This window comes from Acinetobacter sp. ANC_7503, assembly GCF_056780035.1.
Map to the genome: position 1 here is coordinate 146716 of NZ_JBWYJA010000006.1, position 23004 is coordinate 169719.

Genomic DNA, 23004 nt, shown 5'->3' on the forward strand with positions numbered 1-23004 from the left:
TAGATAACTATGAGGATAACTGTGTGGAAATTAATCAGAATGAAAAAGTTGATGTTCCTCAATGGGTAACAACTTGGGCTGAATATATCCTAAATCAGTATCTTTCATCAGATGATTTAAATGAACAATCCATTAACACCATTGAACAAGTTCTGATGGCATCTACTGTCGGCGATAGTTGTATTGATTTGAAAGGGGAGGTTATCCAAGATCTGAGTAAGTTGCTCGTGAGCGCAGAGCTTGCAGAACAACAGGTCGCGCCTTTTGTTTATGATCAGAACTATTTGTATTTATATCGCTATTGGCAATTAGAGCAGCGTTTAGCTCAACAAGTTTATCGTTTAAAGCAGCAAACGATAGTGCCTGTAGATTGCACAAAATATGAAAAAATATTAATCGATCCATTTCAAAAGCAAGCCTTAGAAATAGTATCAAGGCAAGCGCTGAGTATGATTACAGGTGGTCCGGGTACAGGGAAAACGTATACTCTAGCGCGTATTATTGCCGTATTAAATGAGTCGAATCATCAGTTAAGAATCGCAATGGCTGCACCGACAGGGAAAGCTGCACAGCGAATGAAAGAAGCATTGCAAAACTCATTAAATGACGATGCAATGCTCAATATGGGTTTGGATATTGCCCACTTAAAGCAGCAAAATACGTTAACGATTCACCGTCTTCTGGGTTTAGGGCATAGCGCTCAACCTAAATACAGTCTGAAAAAGCCATTACCCTATGATGTGGTGGTGATTGATGAAGCCTCAATGCTCGATCTCAATCTCGCGACGATGCTTTTTGAAGCGATTCCAGACCAATGTCGTTTGATCTTGTTAGGGGATGCACAGCAGTTGGCCTCGGTTGATGTGGGGATGGTATTGGCGGATTTACAACAAGTAAAAGCGCTTAAAGACCATCACGTCAATTTAGTGACCAGTCGAAGATTCAAAGCAGGTGCAAAAATCGGTGATTTGGCAAGGTTCATCCAGTCACATCAATGCTCACCACAAAGCTCGAAAGTTGAGGTATTGGCTAAATTTGAGAAGGAGATTTGTAGAGCATCTGAAATCCAACAGATTAATTTAGCTGAGCTTCAAGAGGATCTTGTTCAACTAGAGTATTTGAATAAAGAATATTCAGATCAAGATTTAAAAGCCTATTACCTTAAATTAAGCTCGGGGTTTACGGATTACTTTAAAGCACTCAACCTTTATGTCAGAAATGGATATCAGCAGCAGGATGTGGCTGAAATTATCCAAAAATTTGATGATTATAGGATCTTAGCTGCAGTGAGACATGGACATTTGGGATTGAATCGTTTGAATGATGAAATTGAAAGGGAGCTATTTCAGCACATGCGGATATCACGACACGACCTTTGGTATATTGGTCGCCCTGTCATGATGACATATAACGATTATCAACTCGGGCTTTCTAATGGTGATATTGGGATATGTCTCAGACATCGCCAGTTTGCTGATCAATTTGAAGTATATTTTCCAAGTCTTGAACAATGGTTTCCAGCATCACGTTTACCAAAGTCAATGCAAACCTGTTATGCGCTGAGCATTCATAAGTCGCAAGGTTCTGAATTTAAACACACTGCAGTTGTATTAGATGAGTTTGCGTCACGTCTATTGAGCCAAGAATTATTGTATACCGCGATTACGAGGGCAAAAAAAGCAGTCAGTTTATTGGTGGATACTGATGCTTTATTTGAGGCAATAAACATTAAAACAATAAGAAAAACAGGTTTATTGAATAAATTAAACACTTTATTTATATCTAATATTTAACGATTGGTTGAAAATAGAAAACCTTTGTAGGAAATATCTTACAAGGATTCGAGAAATTGGCGCATAGAGCTTCGTACAATTTTTTGCGATGATTGCTTACATAAAAGGTTCAACACGGAAAGTTGAGCAATATCGCATAATTACAATAATTTATAGTCGAGAGACTGCGAACTTACAATGATGTAAGTGATAAAAGAGGAAACTTACAGCCGCTAAGCCTTGTAGTTTTGGGAGAGACTACAGGGCTTTTTTATATACATATAAGATTAAATTGATTACATAATGTACGCAATTTCTTACATAAAGATCAGAAAACTGCGACTTGTGTTGCATAATGAATCTGGCAAAATAGTCATATAAGGAAATGAAACCTTAAGAACAAGGACCGTATTAATAATAAATGTGTGTGCAGCACTTACAATAAAAATATAAATAACAGAATCATAACTAAAATATAAGAATCTACAGCGCAAAAAAGGCCCTATGACTTGTCATAGGGCCTTTTTTAACCGTTTATCTCAATCTTAATTTTTAGGCATCTTTATACTTGTTTTGACTTAACGATTCTATTAAAGTGCGTAAAAATTATCACTTTACAAAAAAAACCATGAAAAAATTCATAATTTTAATCATTTTGGTGAGTCTTGTTCTGTTTGGGTTGTATAAATGTTTTAAGCCTGCAGATCAAACTAGTTCCTCAGTCGCTCAGATTGATTCTCTATCTGCTCCTGAGAGTGGACAGCAAACGCCAATATCGCTTAACGAAGATCAAGTCGAAGATTTAAATGAGTCTGAGAAGATGCCTGTTACTGATTCTCCAGATTTAGTAGATCCGAAGAGCGATTTTTCGATTAAGCCTATTGATCCAGAAACTGATCCAGCCAATCAAGTGTAATTTTTTACCCTGCGCACTAAAAACATAACAACGGAGAACAATTATGTTTAAAACTTTATCATTAAGCGCATGTTTGAGTGTTTTGATGGTCGGTACTGCAATGGCTCAAATGAGTCCTGTAGCAGCTAACGCTAAATTGAACAATCAGGCAAAACAAAAAGTGTCGAAAGGTGGTATTAATCTGTCGGCATTATTGAACAACAGTTCAAATGATCTAATCGTTGAATATCATATTGACACTAATCATTTAGAAAATAATCGCGCTCAACTTCGTGAACACATTGCTCAAAAGAAGCAATCGATTCAATCAAACTTTAAGCGTTTAGGTGGTATTCAATTACTACGCGATTATAATGCCTTACCATATAGCTTTCATCGCGTTCAAAAGCGTGACACGCTCGTAAGCTTATTGAATGACCCGAATGTAAAAGCAGTTTATCCAAATAATATTTCTTATACGACAGCATCTCAAAGTCTACCATTAATTGGTCAAGTGCCTGCGGCTGCGCAAGGCTATACTGGTGAGGGGACAACAATTGCTATCTTAGATACAGGTATTAATTACCGACATTCAGATTTTGGTAATTGTACAGCGCCAGGTGTACCATCATCGACTTGTAAAGTTTTAGAAACTGTCGAGGTTGCTCGAGAAGACTATCAGTTAGATGTTAATGGACATGGAACTAACGTTGCAGCAATTGCTTCTAAAGTTGCACCAGGTGCAAAAATTGTCATGCTTGATGTCTTCACTGGTAGTACCTCTAGAGATGGGGGGCCGGCATACGATTATGATCTAGTGGCTGCCTTGAATTGGGTGGCGAACCACTCCCAGAGCAAAAACATTAAATCTGTAAACTTAAGCATTGGTAATGGACGTAGTTATTCCTCAACTTGTACTAGTTCCGTACTTACAGATTCTTTTTCGAAGTTGAGAGGCTATGGGGTATTACCAGTTGTTGCATCTGGTAATGATAGCCATCTGAGTGGTATATCCTATCCAGCATGTACTGCGGGTGCGGTCAGTGTAGGAGCGGTTTATGATGCTAATGTAGGTTCAATTGGATTTAAAAATTGCTCTGACAGTGCAACTTATAGCGACAAAGTAACTTGTTTCAGTAACTCGAGTCGTAATTTAACTTTATTGGCGCCTGGTTCACGTATTACCGCTGGCGGATATACAATGGATGGTACTTCAATGGCTGCACCTCACGTCGCTGGGGCTGTTGCTGTGTTACGTGCGAATAATGCTTTCCCGAATGAATCATTGGATCAAATTGTTGCACGTATGACGTCTACGGGAACTTTGGTTACGGATCATCGTAACTCAATTCGCACACCTCGTTTGAATTTAATTGCTGCGTTAAATGGTGCTCCATCTACTCCAGCACCACAACCCCCTGTGGTTGAGCCACCTGTAGTGACGCCAACTCCTACGCCAACACCAACTCCAGCACCACAACGTAACTGTCGTACTTTCTTATTTGTGACAATCTGTAGTGGTTAATTAATAGCTAATAGATGAAAACTTTAAAAAAAGGCATCTAAATGATGCCTTTTTTACATTGATATTAAACACGTTCAGTTTCAGATTGATCAGTTCCAAATAACGCGCGTCTTTTTTCCTTAGGAATACTTGGGCATTGGTTGGATATTTGATATAGCACTTTTGCTAAAGCGGCTAAATGTGTGCCTAACACAGATTTCCCTGTATTTAAGAACGATACACTGATATCCCGTTGAGGATCTGCCCAACATAAAATATTCGAGAAACCTAGATGACCAAAAGCTTGTCCAGTATTTGGGCCAAATACACCGATTGGATTACTGCCTAACATCGGACCAAGTGCATAACGCATAGGTGCTAAAAGGTTACGGTCTATTGTTGTATTGGATGTAGGGAGTGTTGCTCTGAAGACCGTTTCTGAATTGATAATTTGCTGATCTTGATAACGACCACCATTAAGTAACATTTCAAAAAAACGATTGGCTTGTTCAGCACTGGTATAAATATTTCCTGCAGGGCAGACGGTATCCATAAAACGGGGATCATTGGTGACATCCACTGCCAGTTGCAGTCCTCCGCCTAATACACGATTGAGATATAGGTCAGTCCCCAAAACAGGGTGAATCCCAGTTGGATAATTTTTTGCAACTAAATGACGTAGTTCTGGTTTTAAACCATAGTTGAAGAAAGGTAAATTCATTGGTTTTTCAATATGTTCGTGCAAGTAATCACGAATATCTTGTCCTGTTACACGTTCAACCAATTCTCCTAAAATATATCCAGCAGTTACAGCATGATAAGAGAGTTGCGAGCCTACGGGTGCAATCGGTTTTGCTGCATAAAGATGCTCCAGGATCCCTTGACGATCAAATAAAAGCTCTGGAGTGACCTCAGTTTCAATTTTAGGAATACCGCCACGGTGTGATAACAAATGAAATATGGTGGCGCGTCGTTTACCGTTAACACCAAACTCTGGAATATAGCGACTCACTGGATCAAGTAAGTTAATTTTCCCTTGTTGATCTAACAAATGCACTAACATGGCATTAACGATTTTAGAGGCAGAAAACATACAGACCGGTGTTTCTGGTGTCGCAACTTTAGAAGGGTCTGTTTGATAGTTTGGACCAAGTTCTGTGTAACCAATACTGCGATTAATTAATATCTGACCCTTGCGACGTAAACACATACTGATCATTGGATGATTGCCAGTACGATAAAGTGCTTCAACACTGTGCCAAATTTTATCAATTTGCTGTTGCGTCATTCCCCCAAGTTCTGGCGCAACTTCGTCTTTATGACGAGTGATCGTAGTTAAGTCTTTTGGTGCTATGCACGTATTTGTAGAGAGTAATTTCACGTTCATTCCATGTTTCATTGTTTTTATAACAGGCAAGTTTGCCCTGCCAAAAAACAAAAGTCAGTATCTTTAACGACATGAATTGATGATTGTTTCTGCCAGAAGTTATTGAGCGGATAATTTTGCTTTTTGAGGGGGGTTCCTTTAAAATAGCACGCTGCTGTAGTGATGCACGGCAGTCAATTCCGCTTTGAAGAGCGTCATTGATTTGTATCAAATACTTTTAAATAAGCATCTCGGAGAAATCGAATGGCTTTAACAAACGCAGATCGCGTAGAGATCATTGCTAAATTTGCTCGCGCTGAAAACGACACTGGTTCACCAGAAGTTCAAGTAGCTCTTTTATCTGCTCAAATCAATGACTTACAAGGTCACTTCAAAGAGCACAAACACGACCACCATAGCCGTCGCGGTCTTATCCGTATGGTTAACCAACGTCGTAAGCTTCTTGACTACCTTAAAGGTAAAGATGCTACTCGTTACAGCGATTTGATTGCTGCTTTAGGTTTACGTCGTTAATTCGATTTAAACTTTATTTTCGGATTATTGCATGTTGAATGCTGTATTGCTGAAAACTAAAGGCGATCTAGTTTCGACTAGATCATGGGGAAGGGGCGAATAGTTTCGCTCCTTCTTTGTGTTTAAAAATAGTGTTTCTAGTGAGGTCGGCTTCTAAGCTTTGTCATTTAAAACCTGTGTTGTGAATGCCAAACCTTAGGGGTCTCCACTAGAATAAAATCAGGAAAAAATAGAACATGTCGATGTTTAATATTATTCGTAAAGAATTCCAATTCGGTCAGCACCAAGTTGTGCTTGAAACAGGCCGTGTGGCGCGTCAAGCAAATACAGTAGTGATTACCATGGGTGGTGTGACTGTATTGGTTGCTGTTGTTGCTCAACCGACTGCGAAAGCAGGTCAAGACTTTTTCCCATTGACTGTTAACTACCAAGAAAAACAATATGCTGCAGGTCGTATCCCAGGTGGTTATGGTAAGCGTGAAGGCCGTGCATCTGAAGCTGAAACTTTAATTTCACGTTTGATCGACCGCCCAATTCGTCCGTTGTTCCCAGAAGGTTATTACAACGAAATCCAAGTGACTGCGACAGTTGTATCATCTGACAAAACAATGGAAGCTGACATTGCTGCAATGTTAGGTACTTCTGCTGCACTTGCAATTGCAGGTACACCTTTCCGTGGTCCAATTGGTGCTGCACGTGTCGGTTTAATCAACGGTGAATACGTTCTTAACCCAAGCCACGAACAACTTGCTCAATCTGATCTTGATCTTGTCGTTGCGGGTACTGAAGCTGCTGTACTTATGGTTGAATCAGAAGCGAAAGAACTTTCTGAAGACCAAATGTTGGGCGCAGTTCTTTTTGGTCATGACGAAATGCAAATTGCAATTCAAGCAATCAAAGAATTCGCAGCAGCAGCGGGTGCAACAGAGTCTACTTGGACTGCACCAACTAAAAATGAAGAACTTCAAGCAAAATTAAAAGAAGCATTTGAAGCGAAAATCTCTGAAGCATACACGATTGCGGTTAAGCAAGACCGTTATGCAGCACTTGATGCACTTCATGCTGAAGCAATTGCGCAATTCGTTCCTGAAAATGATGAAACAGGTATTGCTGATGAAGTGAACGAATTATTTGAAGACCTTAAATATCGTACAGTTCGTGACAATATCTTGTCTGGTAAACCACGTATTGATGGTCGTGATACTAAAACTGTTCGTGCAATCGACGTACAAGTGGGCGTATTAGATCGCGCTCATGGTTCTGCATTGTTTACACGTGGTGAAACTCAAGCACTTGTAACAACAACTTTGGGTAACACGCGTGATGCATTAATGGTGGATACCCTTGCAGGTACGAAGACTGATAACTTCATGCTTCACTACAACTTCCCTGCATACTCTGTAGGTGAAACTGGTCGTGAATCGGGTCCTAAACGTCGTGAAATTGGTCATGGTCGTTTGGCACGTCGTGGTGTTCAAGCAGTTCTTCCACCAGCTGATCGCTTCCCGTACGTGATTCGTATCGTATCTGACATCACTGAATCGAATGGTTCGTCTTCAATGGCGTCTGTGTGTGGTGCTTCTTTATCACTTATGGATGCAGGTGTTCCACTTAAAGCGCCAGTTGCAGGTATTGCAATGGGTCTAGTGAAAGAAGGTGAACGTTTCGCAGTTCTTTCAGACATTCTAGGCGACGAAGATCACCTTGGCGACATGGACTTTAAAGTAGCAGGTTCTGCAAACGGTATTACTGCACTTCAAATGGACATCAAGATCGAAGGTATTACTGAAGAGATCATGGAAGTTGCATTGAATCAAGCGTATGCAGGTCGTATGCATATCTTGAATGAGATGAATCAAGTGATTTCACGTGCTCGTCCTGAAATCTCAATGCACGCACCAACATTCCAAGTGATCAGCATCAATCCTGATAAGATCCGTGACGTGATTGGTAAAGGCGGCGCAACTATTCGTCAAATCACTGAAGAAACCAAAGCAGCGATCGATATCGAAGATAACGGTACAGTACGTGTATTTGGTGAAACTAAAGCAGCGGCAATGGCTGCAGTAGCGAAAATCCAAGCGCTTACAGCAGAAATTGAACCAGGTACAATTTACACAGGTAAAGTCATTCGTATCGTTGAATTCGGTGCGTTCGTCAATATCCTTCCTGGTACTGATGGCTTGCTTCACATTTCACAAATCTCGAACGAGCGTATTGCGAATGTGACAGACGTTCTTACTGAAGGTCAAGAAGTTAAGGTACAAGTTGCGGATGTTGATAACCGTGGTCGTATCAAACTTACAATGAAAGACATTGAACAAGCTTAATCATTTAAGCTAATTCTAAGCCTTGTGTGGTGCTTCGTTTAAACGAGTGTTACACAAGGCTTTTTTTATGGCATGATCAAAATGTTCTCATTTAAAAATAACTAAAATGCAAAAGTTTAATTATTATTATCATCAAGGTGACGGGTATATTTATCTGAGTGAAGAATTATCGACTGATGTTGATGCAGAATTTATATGGTTGAGTTTTGAACGCCACGAATTGATTCAAAATACAGACACGTGGCAACGATATATTTTTGAGAACACTGGAATTCTGTTGAACGAATTTCATCTTAAAGATATTCAAAACCTTGAGCATCCTTGCGTATTTGATGCATTAGATGATTATGATTTGTTGATCTTTAAAAAATTAATCATCCCAGATGACCACATACAAATTCAGAATGGTCATTCAGCTGAGCAACAAACTGCGGGCATTGTTACAACGCCAGTAAGTTTTGTCATGACATCAAATGTTTTAATCACAGTGCATGAACAAGGTAATCGTGCATTTGAAACATATCTTGAAAGAGTGCAGGCGATTCAAACACGACCTATAGAGCAACAGAATATTCCACGAAAACTAGCCCAGAGCCCTGTAGATATTGTGCTTAGATTACTGAATATGATGGTGGATGGCTATTTAGGTTTACGTGCGCCACTGACCACACGTGTGGAATTTTGGCAAAAAGAACTATTACAAGGAAATCAAAAATTTAATCGATGGAAACAACTGCTGCAAGAGATCACGGCTTTTCAACAAGTTGAAAATTTGTGTGAAGAACAGGTTGAATGCCTACAAGAATTAAGAGATGAAATTGTCGAAAATTATCATCATATTAAAGCTAAACGTAAGGCAGAGAAGCAAAATTTAATGCTCGTCCGAATGGATGATTTAATTAGCCATATTGAAAGAATACAAAAGCACAGTGTTCGGTTAAACCATGCAGTACAAGCCGCCATCGATTTGCACTTTTCAGCAGTGGCCAATCAAACCAATGAAAATATGAGAATTTTAGCAATTATCACCGCTGTATTTGCACCACTGACTCTTCTTACAGGTATTTACGGAATGAATTTTGAATTTATTCCAGGATTAAACTCACCGCATGGCTTTTGGTATATGCTCACAGCCATGTGTGTGACAACACTTTTGTTAATTTGGTATTTTTATCGTAGACAAATGGTCGGGCGCGGTGAAAAAAGTGTGATGGAATTGTTGGCTCAACAAAACCAGCAGCAACAACTCGGTTTGTTTGCATTTTTGGAGTATGAACCCATTCAAAAAACATTGAAAGGTACGCTCCGAGAAATGGGACGTTGGACTCGATTAAAATAGTCAACGTCACATAAGGCACTTATGCTTTAAGTCAGAATGATAAGTGCCAGATTCACCGTTATTTTATAATATTAAATTGAAATTACTGGGTAAGGTTCATCTGCGCTTGTTTGAGCAAACGATACATTTCATCTTTTAATTTAAGTTTTTTTCGCTTTAGAAACTCAATATCATCATTAATTACATTAACTGGATTTAGTTCCAAATGCGTAATTTCATGATCTAGCGTTTCATGTTCCTCGAAAATTTTAGCGAAGTGAGGGTTTTCTTCTCTTAAAGGCTGAATAAGTTCACGGAACTCAGGGAAAAGGTTTTTCAGCTTTTTATTGCATTCTTTAACTTTCATTGATGGTTTAATCCTTTCATTCTAATCAATAAAAAATAAATGCATGTAACAGTACATGCATTTATGTGGGCTTGCTTTATTTGAAGTATTTCACTTGCTTGCGCAATTGTTGTACTTCATCTATCAGATCCATCATCATGGCGACGGCAGGGAGACTTGCTTCAAAATCCCGTTGCAAGCGATAAGCTCTCCGTGCTCGAGTAAGTTCTTCACCAAAAAATTGATGGATTTTTTGCTCAGAACGAGCTGGTAGAATTTCATATTCAAGTAATTGCAAAACCCATTCAGGACTTTGTCCGCATGCTTGGGCAAAATGCTTTAAATCAAAAATACATTGGTCATCAATGATTTCAGCCTCTAAATATCCATTTTTGTACACTTCTCGGTACTGAATCGTTGTCATGATTCACCTCCTTCATCACGAGGGTTGAAATGTGTAAATGCTTGAGCAAATTGCTCATATGCCTGTTTTTGCTGCGGGGATTCTGCTCTTGGATAAACAATATTCAGGATTAGATAAAGGTGTCCCGGGGGGGAAGAGGGAATCCCTTTTTCTTTAATACGGAGTTGTTTGCCATAAATTGTATGTTGAGGAATGCTGAATTTGATCTTTCCAGAGGGGGTTTTTAGCTCGATGTCTTGGCCTAAAGCAGCTTCCCAAGGACTAATGTTAATGTGATAGTAAATGTCTGCCTGATCGACATATATGCTGTCAGTGGTTTGATAATGGATCTGTATATAAAGATCTCCATTTTCACCGCCCGATAAACCAGCTTGTCCTTGACCTTTGAGTCGAATTTGTTGACCGTTTTTCATCCCTTTCGGGATTCTAATTTCAAGGGTTTTTCGCTGAACTTCAGGTTGTCCATATGCATTAAAAGTGGGTATACGCAATTGGATGGATTGAGTGACACCTTCAAAAGCGACTTGTAAGGGCACTTCTATACTGGCATGTTGATCTTCACCACGAATCGGCTGGGATTTATATTGGTGTGAGCGCTGTGCATAACCTCCACCAAAACCTGTTCCAAAACGCCCAAACAAATCTTCAAAGCCAGAAAATTCATGATTTGTATGGTTTTCACTATCCGAGAAAGGAGACTGACTATTCAACTGATCGAGTTGTTGATCGTACTCTTGTTTTTTTAAAGGATCACTTAATGTGTCATAAGCCGTATTAATCGCCTGCATTTTTTTTTCGGCATCAGGTGCTTGACTGATATCGGGATGGTATTTCCGAGCCAGTTTTCGATATGATTTTTTTATTTCCTCAGGACTCGCATCGCGATCTAGTCCGAGTTCCTCATAATAATTATTTGCCATTAAGCAAAAATAACCGTTGATTAACTTTTAATCATTATGAGCAGACTTTCGAAGACTACAATATGTTCAGATGGTGAATAATTGTTTCAATTTCTTACAACAAAAAAAATCAGCAAGTAAAACTTGCTGATTTTCGAAGAGAACTATTTAGGATTAACTGAGGTGCTCGCCGAATAGACCAAGAGCTTCTTCAGCAGTAAATCTGTATTGAGTGTTACAGAATTGACAGTCCATGGTAATAGGGTTCTGTTGTTCTAAAATTTCACGCACAGATTCAGCACCCACCTGAATTAATGCTGTAGAGCAACGCTCTTTAGAACATGTACAGCCAAATTGAAGTTGTTCAGCTTCAGGTAGTCTGACTTCTTCTTCATTATATAAGCGATACAAAATTTCTTGCGCATCCAGCTCAGTAAGTTCATCTGTTTTTAAAGTTTCAGTGAGCATGGTTAGACGAGGCCAGATATCTTCATCAACCTTTTGCTGCTCTTCATCATTGTTACGCGGTAATAATTGAATCAAAAGACCACCAGCGCGTTGAGCAGTACTAGCTAAAACGATCTTGGTTGGAATTTGGGCAGATAAATCATAATACTGCATGAGGCATTTAGCTAAATTCGGCTGATCTAAAGGCACGATACCCTGATAGCGTTCGCCAAATTCAGGTTCAATATTAATAAATAAAACTGGACTGACCAAAGTTTTCAGAACGATGCTGCTGTCTGATGCTTCTTCAAAACGTGGATCAGCTTCATATTCAGCTAATCCGCGTACTTCACCGAGGTGATTACATTCAGCCATAGCCCATTTTAAGGTGCCAGAAGCTTGAATTTGGAGGCTAATACGTCCCTTAATTTTAAGTGTGCTGGCCAACAATGCAGTTGCACTGAGCATTTCGCCCAATAAAATTTGAATCGCAGGTGCATAGGCGCGTTGCGCTAAAATTGTTTTAAGCGTATCTTCAAGATGTACGACTTCACCACGAACAGGGCTGTTATCAATAAAAAAACGTTGACGTAAATCAGACATAAAATTCTCCAAATCCCTGTCTAGATGGTGACGATATTGTAAATCACAAGTTAAAATTCTTCATCTCGACAAACATTAATTTGGTTTTGCGAGTGCTTAGCGCGTCGTTCTACAGAACTTACTTCAGAATCAATGGTTTCATCTAAACTTTCTAAAAGTGGTTGATGTTGTTGCGCATCATTTTCAAAAATTTGTTCGAGTTCCGCTAAGAAATTTCGATAGCTTTCAAAGACTTTTTGATCATCCGTATAGATGCGTTGTTGCTCAGCTAATAGACGCTCATCATAGTCTCTAAATATTTCAATACTATGTTGAGCATGTTCTTGACTTAAACCTAACGCGGTTAAGGTGCGAAATGCCATACCGAGTGAAGATAGAAAAGTTTCACGCCAAATATGCTCAATGCCTAAGTCTTTAAGTAAATGCATATGATGTCGATCACGGGCACGGACGATGAGTTTGAGCGTTGGATAATTCAAACGTAAATGGCGAGCAATATTCATCGACATTTCCACATCGTCTACAGCAAGTACAAATGCCTTAGCATGCTCGATGCCTGCAGATCTCAATAAATCAGGGGAGGAGGCGTCTCCATAATAAATTTTACCACCGTACTTTCTCACAAAATCAATTTTTTCTAAATTATTATCAATGGCTGTAAAGCTGACATGATTGAGATAAGCAACGCGCGCCACTATTTGTCCGACGCGTCCAAAACCTGCAATGATTAATGTTGAATGAGTGTCTGGTAATGGGACATCTTCAGCGCTATCAGTCTTTCGATCAAGATATGGAATGAGCCATCGTTGTGCAAGCCAGAAAATGACAGGGGTGAGTGCCATCGAAATTGCAATGATCAGAATCGTAGGGGATAACACTGCTTGAGTAATTAAACCTTCGGTATTCGCAACAGCTAAGATCACATAAGCAAATTCTCCTCCTTGAGCAAGACAAATGGCAATCAATACACTGGTTTTGCATTGAAATTTAAAATATCGCGCGATTGCAACCATGCTTAATATTTTTATGATGATCAGCACGAATGCCCCACCAAAAATGAATAGCGGCTGATCTACGAGGAGATCAATCGGTGTCATCATGCCTACGCTCATAAAGAATAAACCGAGTAATAACCCTTTGAAGGGTTGAATGCTCGATTCCAGTTCATGGCGAAACTCAGAATCCGCGAGTAATACACCTGTCAGAAAAGCACCGAGCGTGGTGCTTAATCCGAGCATATCCATAAACAGAACGACAGCCAAAACAATGAAGAGTCCAGCAGCCGTAATGAGTTCAGTGGCACCACTCTGTACAATGAATCTAAAAAATGGTCGCATCACATAGCGACTAAATAAAAATAAGCCAGTAAACGTTGCAACAACAGCGGCAAAATAAGCAATACCATGATGTGTAGACTGATTTCCCGCGAGTAGGGGAATCAGGGCGAGTAAAGGAATAGCGGCAATATCTTGAAACAGTAAAATAGAGAAAGATTGCTGACCATGCGCGGTATTCAGCTGCTGCTTTTCTGCAAGTAATTGCATGACAAATGCTGTAGATGATAAAGCAAGGGCAAGACCAATTACGACACTAGCAGCAAGATGCTGTTGGAAGAACAGCCAAATGGTTGCGACAAGAATTATACCTGTGATCAAGACTTGAGCACTTCCAATCACAAATATAGAGTGACGCATATTCCACAAGCGCTGAGGGCGTAATTCTAGGCCGATTAAGAACATCAAAAAAATCACGCCGTACTCAGCTAATTTCATTAATGTTTCGGCATCATTGGTCACATTCAATGCACTTGGACCAAGTAATATTCCTGTAAACAAATAACCTAAGACTGTCGCAATACCAATTTTTTTTCCGAGCGGAACAAAAATTAATGCGGCAGCTAGAAAAATTGTGATTTGTAACAACAATGGCATTGGCCTTCCCTAAAGTGGAATGTTGGACTGATGAAATTGTAATCGTGTCTGCTTTAGCTGTGTAAATTTAATTCAGGTCTTCGACTTTGATAATTTAACTCTATTCATGATTAGCTTAGCTCTTGAGGATCTATATCAATACTGAGCTTCATCGTTGAAGGTTTTTGTTGAAGCACAAATGGCCACCATTCTCGTATATAGAAATGCATTTTTGCACGATCTGATGACAATAAAACCACATGTGCCTGATAACGCCCAGCCTTTCGCTCCATTGGCGCAGGAATTGGACCCCAAATCTCAATCAGCTCACCAGTATGTTGTTGGAGCGATTGTGTCATATTGGTTAAAAAATTGAGATTTTCTTCCTGACTACGCGATTCACAACGTATTAATGCTGCATAGCGCATTGGAGGGAGTAAAGCAGATTGACGATCATGAAGTGTTTCACGAGCAAAAGCACGATAGTCTTTATTAATGAGCGTGTTGAGTAGAGGGTGATCAGGTCGTAAAGTTTGTAGATAAACCTCACCTTTTTTTTCACCTCGTCCTGCACGACCTGCAACTTGAACAATCAATTGGGCTGTTCGTTCCGTTGCTCTGAAATCAACACTGAGTAGGCCACTATCAATATCTAAGATTGCAACTAAGGTTACATACGGAAAGTGATGACCTTTGGCTAACATTTGCGTACCAAGTAAAATCATCGGTTTACTTTGATGAATTTGCTCGTAAATTTTTTGCCAACTACCGACACGGCTCGTGGAATCACGATCTACTCTGACCACAGGAAAGTCTGGAAATAAATGTTGTAAATTCTCTTCAACTTTTGCCGTGCCCATTCCAATAGGCTTCAAGGTGTGTTGCTGACAAGAGGGGCATTGATCAGGCAGTCGATTAATTGTCCCACAGTGATGGCAATGCAGGTGCTCATATGGTTTTTTATGAAGCGTAAAATGTGCATCACAATGGGGACAATTGGCTTGCCATCCACAGCTTTCGCAGATCAGGACAGGTGCATAACCACGTCTGTTTAAAAAGATCAGTACCTGTTCTTCTTGATTGAGTCTTTTTTGAATTTCTTTAATGAGTTGTTCGCTTATACCATGCTGTTTTTGAGCAATCTTTAGATCAATTAAATGAATTTTAGGTAAGCTTGCACCTGCAGCACGTTCATCGAGTTTCAGAATCGTTAATTTTTTTTGCTCCACCAAATGATATGAGTCAATACTTGGTGTTGCTGAGCCAAGGACAATGGGGCATTGCTCTAAATAAGCGCGATAGAGAGCAACATCACGTGCATGGTAGCGAAAACCTTCTTGTTGTTTGAATGACAGGTCATGCTCCTCATCTAAGATAATGAGCCCTAAATTTGGCATGGGGGTGTAAATCGCAGAGCGTGTACCAAGAATAATGGAGGCCTTTCCTGTTTGAGCATATTGCCAAGCTTGGAGGCGCTTTGTGTCATTCAGTCCGGAATGCAACAAGACAATATTGCAGTGAAAGCGAGATTGAAACCGACTGATAGTTTGAGGGGTTAAGCCAATTTCTGGTACCAGTACCAATACTTGCTGACCTTTTTGTAAAACCTCTTGCATGACTTGCAAATAAACTTCAGTTTTTCCGCTTCCAGTTAAACCATCGAGTAAAAATGCTTGATAGCGATTTTGTGCTTTTAAAATGGATTGAATTGCTTTTTTTTGATCATCATTTGCAGTCAATGGCATTTGAGCCAGCTGTACAGGTTCAGGACTAAAGTCCTGCTGAATCAATTTGCATTCGACGATTTCTTTCTTTTCAAGCGCTTTTAATGTTGCTGTTTCCACACCACTCAAATTCAGTATCGTCTCGGCAGTCCCTTGAGGGTGTAGCTTTAAAATTTTATAAGCCTCTTGTTGTTTTAAAGATCGAGCCACTTTTTTTTCAGCGTCTAACTTTAAAACTTTCCAAGAGTGAGCTAATAAATTATAGGGTTTACCCTGCCTTAAAAATGTCGGCAAAGTGGTATGCATGACTTCCCCAATGGGAAATTGATAATATTGAGCAGACCACTGCGCGAGCTGAATGATCGTAGCATTGAGTATGGGTTGTAGATCCAAGATTTCAGTGATGGATTTCAGTTTGATTTTCGGATCTAATGGCGTTTCCGGTGCGATCTTTTCAAGTACGATTCCGACTAAGTTTTGACGACCAAACGAAACAAGAACACGGCAACCTATGTGTATAGTTTGGTATTGTTCTGCAGAAACTTCATAATCAAAACAATCATATAGATAAACTGGCACCGCGATGCGCACTCGATAAACAATTTGGCTTAATTCTGAAATATTTGTCATATATAGTCGTCAATCAATATGGTGAAAACTTATCGTGGATAACCAATGCTTGTGATAGAGTGTTCAAGTTGTTGCAAGTGATCAATATGAATGAAGAGAACGGTCTAAGGCAACTCTTAAGACATCATAATTAGGAAAATTAGAGCATTATCATGCCCGCATATCAATATACTGCCATCGATGCTTCAGGAAAGCAGCAAAAGGGTGTGCTAGAAGGTGATTCAGCCCGACAGATTCGACAACAGCTTCGGGATAAACAATGGATTCCAGTACAAGTTGATGCTGTAGAACAAAAAGACAAGCATCGAACTGGTGGTTTTTTTCAAAAAAAATTTACAGCTTATGACTTAGCTTTGATGACTCGCCAATTATCTGTATTAGTTGCAGCGGGGATCCCACTTGAGGAAGCATTAAGAGCAGTTGCCAAACAAAGCGAAAAAGCTCACGTGCAAAATTTGATGTTATCTGTACGATCAAAGGTTTTAGAAGGTCATTCATTGGCTCAAGGGATGCAACAATCTGGCAGATTCCCTGAACTTTATATTGCAACGATTGCTGCTGGTGAGCGATCAGGACACTTAGATCTTATTCTCGATCAATTGGCTGATTACACTGAAAATCGCTTTGCGATGCAAAAGAAGATTCAAGGTGCAATGATTTATCCTATTATTTTGATGTTGATGTCTTTTGGTATCGTGATGGGACTCATGACCTATGTAGTACCAGACATCGTTAAAACCTTTGACCAAAGTAAAGATGCGCTACCTTGGATTACGGTTGCTTTAATGAAAGCCAGTGATTTTATACGTCAAGCTTGGCCATTTGTATTGGTCGCGTCGGCGTTGGGATTCTTTCTATTGGTACGCTTTTTAAGGACTGCCGCAGGGCATTATGCTTTTGATCGTCTCACGTTGAAGTTGCCATTATTTGGAAAACTATCACGAGGTATTAATGCCGCCCGCTTTTCAAGTACCTTATCTATCTTAACGCAATCTGGTGTTCCTTTGGTCGACGCGTTGAAAATTGGTGCAGCAGTAAGTAGCAATTGGGTTATTCGAGATGCAGTCAATGTCGCGGCTGAAAAAGTCACAGAGGGTGGAAATCTGGCGACGCAACTTGAACGCTGTGGTTATTTTCCACCGATGATGGTGCAAATGATCAAAAGTGGTGAAGCCTCAGGCGAGTTGGATCGAATGTTAGAAAGAGCTTCGACGATGCAAGATCGAGAAGTTACCACATTAATTTCGACATTATTGGCGTTGTTGGAGCCACTAATGTTGGTGTTAATGGCTGCGATTGTATTGGTGATCGTGATTGCTGTCATGTTGCCAATCGTCAACATGAACAATATGATTTAAACAGATTCAATAAATTCTAATAATGAATGAAATAGCGAGTGAAAATATGCGAAACAAGATGAAAATGCGAAAACAATCTGGTTTTACCCTGATCGAAGTGATGGTAGTGATTGTGATTTTAGGTGTGCTTGCAGCACTGATTGTGCCTAATGTCATGGGGCGTGGTGAGAAAGCGAAGGTTGATACCACAATCATTACGCTGAAAGGTGTTGCAGGTGCATTAGATCAATACAAATTAGACAATAACCAATATCCATCGATGCAAGATGGGGGCTTGGATGCCTTGGTCAATCAACCAGCTTCAGCAAAAAATTGGTTACCTGGTGGTTATGTGAAGGGTGGTTATCCTAAAGATAGTTGGGATAATGATTTACAATATGTGATTCCCGGTTCGGAAGGTCGTGCATATGATCTTTATTCATTCGGCGCAGATGGAAAGCAGGGTGGTGAAGGAAATGATGCTGATATCTTTTACACACCATAAATAAAAATCATTATTAAAAACCATTCATGGTATTAATCACTTCACTTAATCGAATTAATAAATATTGAGTGAAGTGATAATCTTTATTGTTTAGAAATATTAACCCAAATAATTGATAATTATAATGTTTACAAATAAAGGGTTTTTGAGATTTATAATAAGAATTATTCCCATATTTAATGGTTACAAGAAACAGAAAATATGAAGAAAATTAGGCTTTTTATTTTAATTTTTCCCTGCATAATGGAGCCAACAGCTTAGCTTGATAATAAGGGGGAATGATGAAAGCATTAATATTGTCAGATGAAATCAATTTATTTCATTGGACTGTGCTCAAGTCTGCACTGCTTATTTTGAGCTTATTGCCTATCAGTCATCTATTTATTGATCTTTGGTCAAATGCAGATGCAAGCAGTCAAATCATGATCGGGTTTCTGGCGATTAGTGTATTTAGTGCGATTACGATTTTAAGTTTTTATAGTGCACTTAAAGCATCTGTTTTGACGCTGTCTGATGTATCTTCAACATTTGAAGCGCTGCTCATTAAAATTTATCGATCTATTCCGATGTTGAGTTTGATGGCAATGCTGTCTTACCTCACAACACAAATTTAAAAAAACCGAGCATATTTGCTCGGTTTTTTTGATATAGAACGTATATTTGATTTGAACCAAGTGTTATCGACGAGATTTAAAACTGACATCGACAACACGTGGTCTAAAGAACCAACCCATCACCAATAAAATCAATGACAATCCCAATATTGGCCAATCACTGAATCTCGTATACCAAGTTTGCCCTTCCATTGCAGGTAGATCACCACGAAGAACCGCTTTTTGATCAATTGGGGCTTGGCTGACGATTTCCCCTTTGTGGTTGATAAAAGCAGTTACACCTGTATTGGTTGCACGAATAAACCAGCGTCCATTTTCTTTTGCTCGCATTTGTACCATTTGTAAATGTTGCCACGGACCAGCCGTACCCGTAAACCACGCATCATTTGAAACGGTGACGAGGAAATCACTATTTAGTGCATTGCGTCGGGTTAGGTTCGGATAGGCAACCTCATAACAAATCGCAGCAGCTAATTTGTGGTTGTGAATTGAAAAAGGAGCTTGATCCTGCGGACCACGTGAAAAACCGCTCATTGAAGGATCATTTTGAAGCGCAGGTAACACCCAACTTAACAGGCCAGACAGCGGAATATATTCACCAAAAGGAACGAGACGCTGTTTTTTATATAAGCCTGTAGCTTCATCACCAGATGCCATCATGGAGTTGTAATAACGCGGATAACCCAATGCCTTAGATTCATTTAAATCCCAATATGGAATGCCTGTTACCCAAGCTGTGTTGGTACTTTTGGCTTGCTGATCCATTGCATCTAAAAATGGTTCAATATCTGATTGAAACATTGGGATAGATGATTCAGGCCAAACCACCAAGTCACGTCCCCATTCTGATCGCGTTAATTGTGCATAGATTTCAAGTGTCTTTACTTGATACTCAGTTAACCACTTTAAATCTTGAGGAATATTACCTTGGATTAAAGAAACGCTCAGCGGTGCTGATTTTTTTTCTTCTACAAAAGTTAAATAGGATGCGCCCCATGCACCTAGCAATACAATTGAAACTGGAATAGCCCAAAAGTAGCGTTTTCGTAGGAGTTCAACAAGTGCAGAGGCAATGAGAATGACCACGAAAGAAACTGCAAATACACCAAATAAAGGTGCATAGCTATCTAAGAAACGCTCGGTAAAAGCATAACCTGCAAATAACCAAGGGAAACCAGTAAATACCCAAGTTTTTGCCCATTCAAAGAATACCCATAAAGGGGCAAAAGTAAGTGGTGTTTCTGGAAAGAATCGACGATATATCCAAGTTTGTATTGCTGTAAATAGCCCCATCACCAAGGCCATAATCGCAATCATGATGACACTTAAAAACGCAGATGTATCACCATACACATGGATAGAAGTGTATAACCAGAATGCACCAACAAACCATAAACCAAAACCGTAAGTCCAACCGATGAGGAATGCTTGTTTAGGATTTCGCTTACTGAGTGTGGCATATAGCAATGCTGGCGATAATATTGCCAGCCACCACCAATAAAAAGGTGCAAGTGCGAGACTAAAAGTCGCACCTGCTGTTAAAGCAATAAGGAGTGGATAAATGAAAGGTAATGATTTTTGTTTTTCTGAAGGACTCAATAATTTTTGAAAATAGGCTCTCATTTACGCACAGCTCGAATCAGATGGATAGTACGGACATCTGCTTCCACAATGGTAAATTCCCAATCTCCCAATTCAATCACTTGGCCTTGAAGATCGCTGACTAAACCAATTTCTTGCAGTAATAGTCCACCCACAGTTTCCACTTCATCATCGGAAAATTCAGCATTTAAAACATTGTTAAAATGTTCAATTGGTGTAAGTGCTTGAACTAACCACGTGTTACTACTGTTGCTGGTTTGATCTGGAACGATGAAATTGGCTTCTTCATCGACATTGTCATGTTCATCTTCAATTTCACCCACAATTTCTTCAAGAATATCCTCAAGTGTCACTAAACCCGAAGTAGAACCGTACTCATCAATCACAATCGCAATATGTGTTTGAGTGTTTTTTAGCATTCGGAGCACTTGATCAGAACGCGCGCTTTCAGGCACAAAGATCGGTTGGCGCATCAGCGAATGTACATTTACTTTCGAATCACGATCTTTTAAGAAAGGTAAGAGGTCCTTTGCCAAAAGGATACCAATGACGTTATCAGGTTGATCTGTTGAAAATACAGGGAAACGTGAGTGTGCTGACTCGATGAGAACATCAAGAATATCCAATAACTCATCATCTTCTTGTAAGCTAACCATTGAAGTTCGTGGCGTCATGACTTCACGAATTTTAGTCGCTGGAAGGTCAAAGATTCCTTCGAGCATCGCTACTGTATCTGGTTCGAGTAGTCGACGTGAATCTTGTACAATTTTTAACAGTTCATCTCGGGTTTCTGGGGCTGTGCCTAACCATTTGCGTAAGCCACGCATACCCCACGATGTACCTGATTCCTCTTGCATGATCTTTCCTAAAGACTCTTCAATTGAAAAAATAAGTTTTAATCATACCGAAGAAAATACGCTTGTCTATTGGTAAAATTTTGATTCCTAATGATCTATTTGATCATAGACCACTGTATTTGGAGTCTTTTTCTGAATTTGGGAGTGAAAAGATTGAATTATGATAAAATAATCGCCCAATCTTTTTAGGGTGATATTGAATGTCTGATTCTCAAGTTCAACCTCAAATCCAGTTGAATACTCGTGGTTTACGTTGTCCAGAACCGGTGATGATGTTACATCAAGCCATTCGTAAATCTAAGTCTGGTGATGTGGTGGAAGTATTTGCAACAGATAATTCAACTTCTTGGGATATTCCTAAATTCTGTATGCATCTTGGTCATGAATTGCTGTTGCAAGAAGAACGTTTAGATGACAATGGGAACAAAGAATTTCATTATTTGGTAAAAAAAGGTTAGCCCGTCGTGAATTAACGGTTGAAACAATTCATATCGTTTAAAATTGATTTTTTCGTGTACAATTTGGGTTAAGAATATCTAAATAATAATGATTAACTCATTTTGACATGAAGAATTTCATCAATAATATTCAGCGTACGATTGAACAGCTCGGTCTAACCGCCCAAAACAGAGCCCTCCACATCCAATTCAGTCATTCACAACTGAATAGCCAAGTCTTCCTACAACGCATCGATGGCAGCCATGCCCTTAACGAAGGCGTGCAAGCAGAACTCATCTGTCTCTCGACCAATGCCTTAATTCCACTCAAACAATTCATCGGCACACAAGTGGCCGTCGATCAAGTCACTGATCAAGGCACCCTGTTTAGAACCACTGGCATCATCACCGAAGCCTCACAAGGACAAAGCGATGGGGCACTGACCCTCTACAAACTCACGCTCAACGATGCAACTTCACTTTGGCACAAACGCCGCAACAGCCGCGTATTTATGAACAAATCCGTGGTCGAAGTGGTGGAAATCCTCTTTGAAGAATGGCAAAACAAAAGCCCACTCTTTGCATCGAGCCTCAGCCTAGACCACAGTGGACTACAACAATACGACATCCGACCCTTCATCATGCAAAGCAACGAAAGCGACTACGACTTTCTGACTCGCTTACTACGCAGTGAAGGCATTAACTGGCTCATTGATGAAGCCCAACCGATTGTACCGAGCAACAACAGCCCGATCGAAGCACACAAGCTCCGCCTGATTGACGACAACAGCCAATACCAAGCGCTTAACCGACGCAACATCCGCTACCACCGTAGTGATGCGACAGAACAATTTGATACCATCACCAGCTTTATCGGACAACGTAGCCTACAACCCACCGCAGTCCACCTACAACGCTGGCAAGCCACAGCCCTCGAACAAGAAGAAGGC

20 protein-coding genes are annotated in these 23004 nt (G+C 39.9%); 11 read left to right on the forward strand and 9 right to left on the reverse strand.

What is annotated here, in order from left to right; genetic code table 11:
* The first annotated feature begins 23 nt into the window (after nt 1–23).
* The 3 genes from recD (at nt 24) to AC1M9M_RS08655 (ending at nt 4192) form a co-directional block, all read left to right on the forward strand.
* Nucleotides 24–1793, forward strand: a complete 1770-nt coding sequence (gene recD / locus AC1M9M_RS08645; RefSeq protein WP_481596136.1) for an exodeoxyribonuclease V subunit alpha — start codon at nt 24–26, stop codon at nt 1791–1793.
* Between the two features lie 607 nt (nt 1794–2400).
* Complete coding sequence (locus AC1M9M_RS08650; RefSeq protein WP_481596137.1) at nt 2401–2688, forward strand: hypothetical protein; 288 nt, start codon at nt 2401–2403, stop codon at nt 2686–2688.
* A 43-nt stretch (nt 2689–2731) separates the two neighbouring features.
* Nucleotides 2732–4192, forward strand: a complete 1461-nt coding sequence (locus tag AC1M9M_RS08655) for a S8 family peptidase (RefSeq protein WP_481596138.1) — start codon at nt 2732–2734, stop codon at nt 4190–4192.
* A gap of 64 nt (nt 4193–4256) precedes the next feature.
* On the opposite strand, the gene AC1M9M_RS08660 is transcribed toward AC1M9M_RS08655, so the two are convergent.
* Nucleotides 4257–5552, reverse strand: a complete 1296-nt coding sequence (locus tag AC1M9M_RS08660; RefSeq protein ID WP_092767411.1) for a serine hydrolase domain-containing protein — start codon at nt 5550–5552, stop codon at nt 4257–4259.
* Nucleotides 5553–5801: 249 nt separating this feature from the next.
* Here AC1M9M_RS08660 and rpsO point away from each other — a divergent pair, with 249 nt between their 5' ends.
* From rpsO to AC1M9M_RS08675, 3 genes are all read left to right on the forward strand, one after another.
* Nucleotides 5802–6071 (forward strand): 30S ribosomal protein S15, encoded by a 270-nt coding sequence (rpsO, locus tag AC1M9M_RS08665; protein WP_481596139.1) that lies wholly within the window; start codon nt 5802–5804, stop codon nt 6069–6071.
* A 242-nt stretch (nt 6072–6313) separates the two neighbouring features.
* Entirely contained in the window at nt 6314–8401 is a 2088-nt protein-coding gene (pnp, locus tag AC1M9M_RS08670) for a polyribonucleotide nucleotidyltransferase (protein WP_180028184.1), read from the forward strand.
* Nucleotides 8402–8507: 106 nt separating this feature from the next.
* Entirely contained in the window at nt 8508–9740 is a 1233-nt protein-coding gene (locus AC1M9M_RS08675; RefSeq protein ID WP_481596140.1) for a magnesium transporter CorA family protein, read from the forward strand.
* Between the two features lie 82 nt (nt 9741–9822).
* On the opposite strand, the gene AC1M9M_RS08680 is transcribed toward AC1M9M_RS08675, so the two are convergent.
* The 6 genes from AC1M9M_RS08680 to AC1M9M_RS08705 form a co-directional block, all read right to left on the reverse strand.
* A complete protein-coding gene (locus AC1M9M_RS08680; RefSeq protein WP_481586754.1) occupies nt 9823–10086 on the reverse strand; it encodes an HP1242/YdcH family protein in 264 nt (87 codons plus the stop codon).
* 76 nt (nt 10087–10162) lie between these two features.
* The gene (locus AC1M9M_RS08685; RefSeq protein WP_035264056.1) at nt 10163–10489 is read right to left on the reverse strand and encodes a chaperone modulator CbpM; all 327 of its coding nucleotides are present in this window, start codon (nt 10487–10489) and stop codon (nt 10163–10165) included.
* Nucleotides 10486–11409 (reverse strand): DnaJ C-terminal domain-containing protein, encoded by a 924-nt coding sequence (locus AC1M9M_RS08690; protein ID WP_481596141.1) that lies wholly within the window; start codon nt 11407–11409, stop codon nt 10486–10488. Before AC1M9M_RS08690 ends, AC1M9M_RS08685 begins: the two co-directional genes overlap by 4 nt.
* Before the next feature lie 153 nt (nt 11410–11562).
* Nucleotides 11563–12438: an Hsp33 family molecular chaperone HslO gene (gene hslO / locus AC1M9M_RS08695; RefSeq protein ID WP_035264061.1), complete on the reverse strand. Its 876-nt coding sequence runs from the start codon at nt 12436–12438 to the stop codon at nt 11563–11565.
* A 50-nt stretch (nt 12439–12488) separates the two neighbouring features.
* Nucleotides 12489–14369: a monovalent cation:proton antiporter-2 (CPA2) family protein gene (locus tag AC1M9M_RS08700; protein ID WP_481596142.1), complete on the reverse strand. Its 1881-nt coding sequence runs from the start codon at nt 14367–14369 to the stop codon at nt 12489–12491.
* A 110-nt stretch (nt 14370–14479) separates the two neighbouring features.
* The gene (locus AC1M9M_RS08705; protein ID WP_481596143.1) at nt 14480–16702 is read right to left on the reverse strand and encodes a primosomal protein N'; all 2223 of its coding nucleotides are present in this window, start codon (nt 16700–16702) and stop codon (nt 14480–14482) included.
* Between the two features lie 152 nt (nt 16703–16854).
* On the opposite strand from AC1M9M_RS08705, the gene gspF reads away from it, so the two are divergent.
* The 3 genes from gspF (at nt 16855) to AC1M9M_RS08720 (ending at nt 19158) form a co-directional block, all read left to right on the forward strand.
* Complete coding sequence (gene gspF, locus AC1M9M_RS08710; RefSeq protein ID WP_035264068.1) at nt 16855–18060, forward strand: type II secretion system inner membrane protein GspF; 1206 nt, start codon at nt 16855–16857, stop codon at nt 18058–18060.
* A gap of 46 nt (nt 18061–18106) precedes the next feature.
* Complete coding sequence (gene gspG / locus AC1M9M_RS08715; RefSeq protein WP_092767409.1) at nt 18107–18544, forward strand: type II secretion system major pseudopilin GspG; 438 nt, start codon at nt 18107–18109, stop codon at nt 18542–18544.
* A gap of 281 nt (nt 18545–18825) precedes the next feature.
* Nucleotides 18826–19158 carry a hypothetical protein gene (locus tag AC1M9M_RS08720; protein WP_035264069.1) on the forward strand — a complete coding sequence of 111 codons (333 nt, stop codon included), beginning with the start codon at nt 18826–18828 and terminating at the stop codon, nt 19156–19158.
* A 63-nt stretch (nt 19159–19221) separates the two neighbouring features.
* Here AC1M9M_RS08720 and lnt read toward each other — a convergent pair whose 3' ends face one another.
* Together lnt and AC1M9M_RS08730 are read right to left on the reverse strand one after the other, a co-directional pair.
* Nucleotides 19222–20781 carry an apolipoprotein N-acyltransferase gene (gene lnt, locus AC1M9M_RS08725; RefSeq protein ID WP_481596144.1) on the reverse strand — a complete coding sequence of 520 codons (1560 nt, stop codon included), beginning with the start codon at nt 20779–20781 and terminating at the stop codon, nt 19222–19224.
* Nucleotides 20778–21617 (reverse strand): HlyC/CorC family transporter, encoded by an 840-nt coding sequence (locus AC1M9M_RS08730; protein WP_092767211.1) that lies wholly within the window; start codon nt 21615–21617, stop codon nt 20778–20780. The genes lnt and AC1M9M_RS08730 overlap by 4 nt, the downstream gene beginning before the upstream one ends.
* 200 nt (nt 21618–21817) lie before the next feature.
* Between AC1M9M_RS08730 and tusA the strand changes: the two genes are divergently transcribed.
* Nucleotides 21818–22075: a sulfurtransferase TusA gene (tusA, locus tag AC1M9M_RS08735; RefSeq protein ID WP_035264077.1), complete on the forward strand. Its 258-nt coding sequence runs from the start codon at nt 21818–21820 to the stop codon at nt 22073–22075.
* Between the two features lie 107 nt (nt 22076–22182).
* On the forward strand, nt 22183–23004 hold an 822-nt coding region (locus AC1M9M_RS08740), incomplete at its 3' end, for a phage late control D family protein (protein WP_481596145.1).

Coding starts and splice junctions, on each gene's coding strand:
- AC1M9M_RS08650 (WP_481596137.1), top strand. CDS start 2,401: ATGAAAAAATTCATAATTTTAATCATTTTGGTGAGTCTTGTTCTGTTT.
- AC1M9M_RS08655 (WP_481596138.1), top strand. CDS start 2,732: ATGTTTAAAACTTTATCATTAAGCGCATGTTTGAGTGTTTTGATGGTC.
- rpsO (WP_481596139.1), top strand. CDS start 5,802: ATGGCTTTAACAAACGCAGATCGCGTAGAGATCATTGCTAAATTTGCT.
- pnp (WP_180028184.1), top strand. CDS start 6,314: ATGTTTAATATTATTCGTAAAGAATTCCAATTCGGTCAGCACCAAGTT.
- AC1M9M_RS08675 (WP_481596140.1), top strand. CDS start 8,508: ATGCAAAAGTTTAATTATTATTATCATCAAGGTGACGGGTATATTTAT.
- AC1M9M_RS08680 (WP_481586754.1), bottom strand. CDS start 10,086: ATGAAAGTTAAAGAATGCAATAAAAAGCTGAAAAACCTTTTCCCTGAG.
- AC1M9M_RS08685 (WP_035264056.1), bottom strand. CDS start 10,489: ATGACAACGATTCAGTACCGAGAAGTGTACAAAAATGGATATTTAGAG.
- AC1M9M_RS08690 (WP_481596141.1), bottom strand. CDS start 11,409: ATGGCAAATAATTATTATGAGGAACTCGGACTAGATCGCGATGCGAGT.
- hslO (WP_035264061.1), bottom strand. CDS start 12,438: ATGTCTGATTTACGTCAACGTTTTTTTATTGATAACAGCCCTGTTCGT.
- AC1M9M_RS08700 (WP_481596142.1), bottom strand. CDS start 14,369: ATGCCATTGTTGTTACAAATCACAATTTTTCTAGCTGCCGCATTAATT.
- AC1M9M_RS08705 (WP_481596143.1), bottom strand. CDS start 16,702: ATGACAAATATTTCAGAATTAAGCCAAATTGTTTATCGAGTGCGCATC.
- gspF (WP_035264068.1), top strand. CDS start 16,855: ATGCCCGCATATCAATATACTGCCATCGATGCTTCAGGAAAGCAGCAA.
- gspG (WP_092767409.1), top strand. CDS start 18,107: ATGCGAAACAAGATGAAAATGCGAAAACAATCTGGTTTTACCCTGATC.
- AC1M9M_RS08720 (WP_035264069.1), top strand. CDS start 18,826: ATGAAAGCATTAATATTGTCAGATGAAATCAATTTATTTCATTGGACT.
- lnt (WP_481596144.1), bottom strand. CDS start 20,781: ATGAGAGCCTATTTTCAAAAATTATTGAGTCCTTCAGAAAAACAAAAA.
- AC1M9M_RS08730 (WP_092767211.1), bottom strand. CDS start 21,617: ATGCAAGAGGAATCAGGTACATCGTGGGGTATGCGTGGCTTACGCAAA.
- tusA (WP_035264077.1), top strand. CDS start 21,818: ATGTCTGATTCTCAAGTTCAACCTCAAATCCAGTTGAATACTCGTGGT.